Below are 6,297 nucleotides of genomic sequence, written 5' to 3'. Positions count from 1 at the left end.
CCCACCTGCACCGACGCCCCCGTCGCCCTCAAAGAAAGAGAAAATGAAATGAGCCCCGCGGCAAGGCGAAAACCCCGCCAGCTCTCGCCAGCTCGGGGCTTGGCATCGTTGATGCTTTTGACCAGCTTGTCACTCCTGCCTGCGGAGGCTCCGGCCGAGTACGGCGATGTGGTATTGAATCGGTTTGCCGAAAAGGAAGGCATGCGGCCGGTGATATTCCCGCACTGGTTTCACCGCATACGCTTTCGCTGCAAGGTTTGCCACTTCGAGCTCGGCTTCAAGATGCGCGCGGGAGCGAATCAGATAAAGATGAACGACATCATTGACGGCCGCTTCTGCGGGATGTGTCACGATGGCGAGACCGCTTGGTCAGTCGAAAACTGCGACCTGTGCCACTCCGGCAAGGCAGGTCTTCCTCCTGGGATTTTTGGTGGACATGAGACCCTTGGCCCTGGCCGCTGGTAAGCAATTGGAATGCTGGCGACGGCTCCTCACGGCACTTTGTGCCGTTGTGACACTGTGCGCGGAAGCGGCTCCCCCTCTTCAAAATCGGGATGCGGCTGCCTCCGGCGCGGGGAATCTGCTCGCGCCCAACGGCTATATCGTGGGCGGATTCTCATCGCCCGCCGCCATTGAGCCTGGCCGCCCGCCCACCGGCCCGTACATCAAGCTGGCGTACCCTTCGGCACTTGCAGCGCACGGTCCCGACCTGTACGTCGCCGACAGCGGGCAACGAACACTGCTACGCATCGACACGGTCAGCCAATCAGTGACCCAACTGCGCGAGCTTCCCCCATTCGCCGGGGTGCGACTGAAAACGGGACCCGATGGCAGCGTTTACGTATTACGTCCCGACCGTGGCGAGGTCGAGCGCTTGGCGCGCGACGGGCGGAGACTGGCGACTTTTGCCTCGAAATATGAAATTCTCCAACCCGCAGACCTGATCGTGGAGCCGACGCTGAACCGGGTGTGGATATCGGATGCGGCGGGCGGAGTATTTGCCTTCCATCCGTCGGGACGAATGAGCGAACCGCTTGCTGGTCGTGGCGATGGTTTCGGTGATGACTTGTCTGCGGCCACACTGCTTGCCGCCGGGCCCAATAATATCTACGGGATCGATCCGCGCTGCCGTTGTGTCATAGAGTTCGACGAGGATGGGGCTGTTATAGGGCGTTTCGGCGAGGGCGGATTGGCAACACCAGTCGATCTCGCGGTAGACACGTACGGTCGCGCGTGGGTATTGGACCGCGGAGATCACCGATTGAAAGTATTCGCCAATGGCCAGATTGTCGGGGCGATTCCCGCGACCCAGCTTGGCCTGAGCAACCTCACCGCAATTTCGATCGATCGTTTCCTCGCGTATGTCGCGGACGGCCCCGGCGGACGCATCGGCATTTTCGCGATTCTTCCCCCGTCACGGAGAACCCCTTGAAACGCAGTGTCCCGTTTTTTTTCGCCTGCCTGCTGGCCGCCGTCGCAGCAGCCTTGAGCGGCTGCGCAACGCAGTCCACGCCGGCCCGTTTGCATTACGGACTCTCCGACGCCCCGGAAGGCAAGCGCATCATGTGGCCGCCCGAACCCGAGATCCCGCGCTACCAGTTTGCGGGACAACTAACCGGAGAAGAAAATTTCGTCCGCGAAGACAACACCCGTGGAGTTGTCGCATTCCTGGCGTGGGTGGTCGGTCTGTTCGACGAGGAAAAACCGAATGTGCTGCAGCGTCCGCAATCGGTCGTCGGTGATGGAGCCGGACGGATCTTTGTCACCGACGTCAGCCGCGCCGCAGTGTTCGTGTTCGACGAACCGGCTGGTGAACTGAAGATCTGGGACCGCGCGGTGGGTTTGCGCCAATTCATTGCCCCGATCGGCATCGCCCCGGCACGAGCAGGTGGAGTATGGGTAGCGGACGCCGAGCTGCAGATCGTCGCCCATCTTGATGCGAACGGCAATGCTTTGGCACCGATCGGAGCCGGCGTACTGCAACGCCCCACGGGTCTCGCACGCGATCCGGCCAACGGTGAACTCTACGTCGCCGACACCTACGCCCATGACATAAAAGTATTCAACGAAGATGGCCGCCTGGAGCGAATCGTCGGCGAGCGTGGCGAAGCGCCAGGAGAATTCAACTTCCCGACCCACCTTGCAATCGCTGGGGGCAAGCTTTATGTGACTGACACGATGAACAACCGTGTGCAGGTCCTGCCGCTCGGGGGTGGCAAACCACAAGTCGTCGGCCAGCGTGGGCTGTACTACGGCAACCTCGTGAGACCGAAGGGAGTTGCCGCAGACAGCGAGAACAATATCTACATCGTCGAGTCTTATTTCGACAATCTGCTCATCTTCAACGAAGCCGGGGAATTCTTGATGCCCATCGGTGGCGTCGGGCAGAGTACGGGCAAGTTTTACCTCCCCTCCGGCGTATGGGTCGATCCGTTCAACCGCGTGTTCGTCGCCGACACTTTTAACGGTCGCATTACCGTCTTCCAGTATCTCGGTGGGGCGAAAGCGGACGGCGAATAACAGCCCCTGGCTTGGCAGCATGGAGACGGTGTGACGCAGCAGGATCTCGCAGAAGCAATCGAGCGCGAAAACACGCAACTCGAGTCGATCGAACGCAGAACCCACATTTCATTATTGCGCCGACTCGCGTCGCTTCGTCTGACGCTGTGGCTGATCGCGCTTCTCGCTATCGGGACGATACTCGCGCTCCGGCAGGAAGGCGCACGAACGTGGCCAATGGTCATCCCGTTGGGTTTGCTCGCAGTCAACCTGCTTTCAGCCATCGCGACAAACGGCGTATTTCGCCGCCAAACAGCCCTGCTGGTGTTCCACCTTAGTCTTGTCGCATTGCTATTACTGGTCGCAGCAGGTCGGCTCACATATTTGAAGGGACATGCCGGGGTCACCGAGGGCACGAACTTTGAGGGTGTCCTTGCCGAGGTCGAACGGGGGCCCTGGCACAACGGCAAGCTATCTTCGGTGAGCTTCGTCAACAACGGCTTTACCATCGAATACGCTCCCGGGCTGCAGCGCGGCGCGACCCGCAACGACGTTGCCTGGCGCGATGCAACCGGCCGCAGTCAACGTAGTGTGATCGGCGACCAGGAGCCGCTTGTGATCGCTGGCTACCGCTTTTACACGACGTTCAACAAGGGGTTCGCGCCAACGTTTCGCTGGCAGGGCGCTGACGGAACAGCAGTTTTTGGATCTGTGCAGCTCCCCCCCTATCCCATGCATGAGTATAGCCAGGCGCTCGAATGGACCCCCCCGGGAAGCGAAGTATCCGTCTGGGTGATGCTCGACATCGATGAAGTCCTGCTGGACCGGGAGGAGCACTCCACATTTCGCCTGCCGGAAAAATACAAGCTCGTCGTGCGCGTCGGCAACGAGCGTCACGAAATGCGTAGTGGCGACACCCTCTCGTTGAATGACGGCACGCTCAGGTTCGAGGGCCTGCGCAGTTGGATGGGCTACCGGGTATTTTACGACTGGACGCTACCATGGCTGCTTGCCGCCTGTGCCGTAGCGGTCATCAGCATGGGTTGCCACTTTTGGCAGAAATTCGCGGCAAAGCCTTGGGATGCCTAGTAATGGAACAGGAATTGCAGTTACTTTGGGCAGCAATCGTCACCTACGTGCTCGCGGGGATCACGGCAGTGATTGGCGTCGTGCTTGGCAAACGCCCGGAGCGAAGCGTACTCACACTGATGTTTGCCGGGCTGGCACTGCAAGCCGCATCGATCGGCCTGCGCTGGGAGCGTCTCGGCCACGGCCCCTTCATCACCATGTTCGAGATCTTGAACTCCAACGTCTGGAGCCTGATGGTCGCCTACACCGTCGCTTACTGGCGGATTCCGCGCATCCGCGCATCCGCTGCCATAGTGATGCCGCTGATGTTCATCATGCTTGGATGGCTGATGGTAACCCACCCGGGCGAAGGACATTATCCGCCAACCTACAACACGCCCTGGCTGTACATCCACATCGGCCTCGGCAAGGTGTTCCTCGGAGCGGTCCTGGTGGCGGTCGGTTTGTCCTGCGTAATCATCTTGCGCCACTTCGGATTCGGCATACGGCGGCTCGGCCAGCTACCTCCCAGCCCGCAGCTGGATGAGTTGGCATTTCGCTGCATGGCCATCGGCCTGATCTTCCACACCCTGATGCTGATCGCCGGCGCGATATGGGCGCAGGACGCATGGGGTCGCTACTGGGACTGGGACCCCCTTGAAACCTGGGCTTTCATCACTTGGCTCACCGTCGCGTTCACGATCCACGCTCGACTGGCGTTCCGCATTTCGCCCCCCGTCCATGCCGCGATGATCCTGACTGTGTTTGTCACAGCCTTCCTCACTTTTTTCGGTGTCCCCTTCGTGTCGATGACACCACACCAGGGAGCCGTGTAATGGCCGCAGCGACTCAACCTCTGCCGACGGTATCGCAATACTGGCTTCTTCTCGCAGTCTCGTCCCTCGGTTTGTCCGCGCTCGCTGCGCTCGTACTGGTCCTGGCCCGCACACCGGTATTGACCACTCTCGTCGCGCCCGACATCTTTCCCCGCGCGCTCGTGGTTCATGTCAATCTCGCGACTTTGATCTGGTATCTGTCCATGGCCGGGGCGCTGTGGACTGAAGCGCTTCCCGAACGCCGTCGCGTCACCGCAATGGCTGCATTCTTCGTTGCCGGCGCAGGCGCACTCGGTGTGATCGCGACCGGTTTTGCCGCACCCGGAACACCAATCCTCGCGAATTACGTCCCCTATCTCCAGAACGCCATATTCGTCGGGTCGCTTGCATCCTTTGCCGCAGGTGGCCTGGCCACCGCAATGATTTCATTTACTCGCCCGCGCGACACGGCCGAATGGGGTTTCATGATCGCCCGCTGGCCCTTCTTCATGGGCAGCGTCTACCTGCTGCTCAACCTGCAGCACGAAGCGCCACTGATCGATGCACTGTGGGGAACTGGCCATGTGTTGCAGTTCGGCTTCGTTACGCTGCTGATGGCGATATGGTTACGCCTTGCCGAGCGAGCCGGCGCACGGCCGCCACCCGCCCCTCTCGCCATAGCGCTTTTTGCCGCCGCCTCAGCGCCGGCGACGCTTGCGCCCCTGCTACAGATTACAGAGTTGTTCGATCAGGGCGCCCTGCATGCCTTCCATACTCAACTCATGCGCTGGGCCAACTGGCCCGCGCCTTTGTTTTTCGGACTCATCTTGCTGCGCGGTGGCCGCGCTGTCCTGCGCGCAGACGGCTTTGCCGCCTCGATCGCGCTCTTCGTCATCGGCATCGTCGCCGGAGCAGCCATCGACAACCAAACCACCATGATTCCCGCTCACTATCACGGTACAATCGGCGCCTTCACGCTGGCCCTGATGGCCGCGGTACTTGCCCGGGTAACTCCAGTCGCCCATGCTCACGCAACGCCGGAACCCAGCCGCCGGCCACTGATGCTATACGCGGGCGGGATCATCGCGCTAATCTCCGGCCTGGCGTGGAGCGGAACGCTCGGCGCTCCGCGCAAGATGGCGTTCAGCGCCGAAGGCGCCGACCTGCCTTCCATCTTGGCCGCGGCGCTGACCGGGGCTGGCGGTGCCGTGACCATCATCGGCGTCGGCCTTTTCGTGACCATTGCAGCGCCCCGGATCGTACGTCTATGCAAAACACGCCCGCAGCAGAGTTCAAGCCCCGAGCCCCCCGCAGTCGCGTCGACGTTCGCCGCCGTGCGCTAATCATTACCACCTTTGCGACACTGGCACTCGGCGCGCTATTGACGTGGGAGACGCCGGCGCCGCCGACGCCTGCACAAGCGCGCCTGCGCTTTGCCGATGTCTTCACCATGCCTACACGCACGCCGTCCCTCAACGCCACGAATTCGGGCGAGCTCCGCACGCGTTTTGAGCAAGGCGTGATGATGCTGCACATGAAACAGTATGAATTTGCCCTTACGGCCTTCCATCAAGTGCTCGCGCTCGAGCCAAAATTGCCTGAAGCCCACGTCAATATGGGTTTTGCGCTGCTCGGACTCAAACAATGGCGAGGCGCGCGAGATTTCTTCGAATCAGCGATCGAACTGCGGCGCGACCAGATGAATGCCTATTACGGTCTTGCGATCGCTCTTGAAGGACAAGGCGACATGCCCGGAGCAATGGGTGCAATGCAAACCTATCTCCACCGTGCTGCCGCCGACGACCCCTTCCGCGCCCGTGCCGAGTCCGCATTGTGGGAATGGCGCACCGGCACGACAAGGCCGGAATCCGCAAAACTCGAGCAGGCGCATGGTGAGCAATGAGTCACGCGTGGG

General features: G+C 61.1%; 7 protein-coding genes. All 7 read left to right on the top strand.

Translation table 11 applies throughout. The features are described from left to right. A partial coding sequence (locus GPA25_RS13330; RefSeq protein ID WP_343034928.1) for a c(7)-type cytochrome triheme domain-containing protein occupies window positions 1–465 on the top strand: 465 nt, incomplete at its 5' end. After that, a complete protein-coding gene (locus GPA25_RS13325) occupies window positions 437–1,432 on the top strand; it encodes an NHL repeat-containing protein (RefSeq protein ID WP_425486391.1) in 996 nt (331 codons plus the stop codon). The genes GPA25_RS13330 and GPA25_RS13325, both read left to right, overlap by 29 nt. Then, complete coding sequence (locus GPA25_RS13320; RefSeq protein WP_246265666.1) at window positions 1,429–2,520, top strand: 6-bladed beta-propeller; 1,092 nt, start codon at window positions 1,429–1,431, stop codon at window positions 2,518–2,520. Before GPA25_RS13325 ends, GPA25_RS13320 begins: the two co-directional genes overlap by 4 nt. Window positions 2,521–2,550: 30 nt before the next feature. Further along, entirely contained in the window at window positions 2,551–3,588 is a 1,038-nt protein-coding gene (locus tag GPA25_RS13315; RefSeq protein ID WP_343034927.1) for a cytochrome c biogenesis ResB family protein, read from the top strand. Between the two features lie 2 nt (window positions 3,589–3,590). Next, a complete protein-coding gene (gene ccsA / locus GPA25_RS13310; RefSeq protein ID WP_169260882.1) occupies window positions 3,591–4,403 on the top strand; it encodes a cytochrome c biogenesis protein CcsA in 813 nt (270 codons plus the stop codon). Then, window positions 4,403–5,725, top strand: coding sequence for a hypothetical protein (locus GPA25_RS13305; RefSeq protein WP_169260881.1), 1,323 nt, complete (start codon window positions 4,403–4,405; stop codon window positions 5,723–5,725). Before ccsA ends, GPA25_RS13305 begins: the two co-directional genes overlap by 1 nt. Before the next feature lie 38 nt (window positions 5,726–5,763). Further along, complete coding sequence (locus tag GPA25_RS13300; protein ID WP_169260880.1) at window positions 5,764–6,285, top strand: tetratricopeptide repeat protein; 522 nt, start codon at window positions 5,764–5,766, stop codon at window positions 6,283–6,285. Window positions 6,286–6,297 lie beyond the last annotated feature (12 nt).

It is taken from the genome of Aromatoleum diolicum (assembly GCF_012910955.1).
Classification (GTDB): Bacteria; Pseudomonadota; Gammaproteobacteria; order Burkholderiales; family Rhodocyclaceae; genus Aromatoleum; species Aromatoleum diolicum.
The sequence above is the reverse complement of the archived record's forward strand: the minus strand, read 5'-3'. Positions and strand labels throughout refer to the sequence as shown.

Bases quoted from the DNA above. Each gene is read 5' to 3' on its own strand.
- GPA25_RS13325 (WP_425486391.1), top strand. From the start codon at position 437: ATGAGACCCTTGGCCCTGGCCGCTGGTAAGCAATTGGAATGCTGGCGA.
- ccsA (WP_169260882.1), top strand. From the start codon at position 3,591: ATGGAACAGGAATTGCAGTTACTTTGGGCAGCAATCGTCACCTACGTG.
- GPA25_RS13305 (WP_169260881.1), top strand. From the start codon at position 4,403: ATGGCCGCAGCGACTCAACCTCTGCCGACGGTATCGCAATACTGGCTT.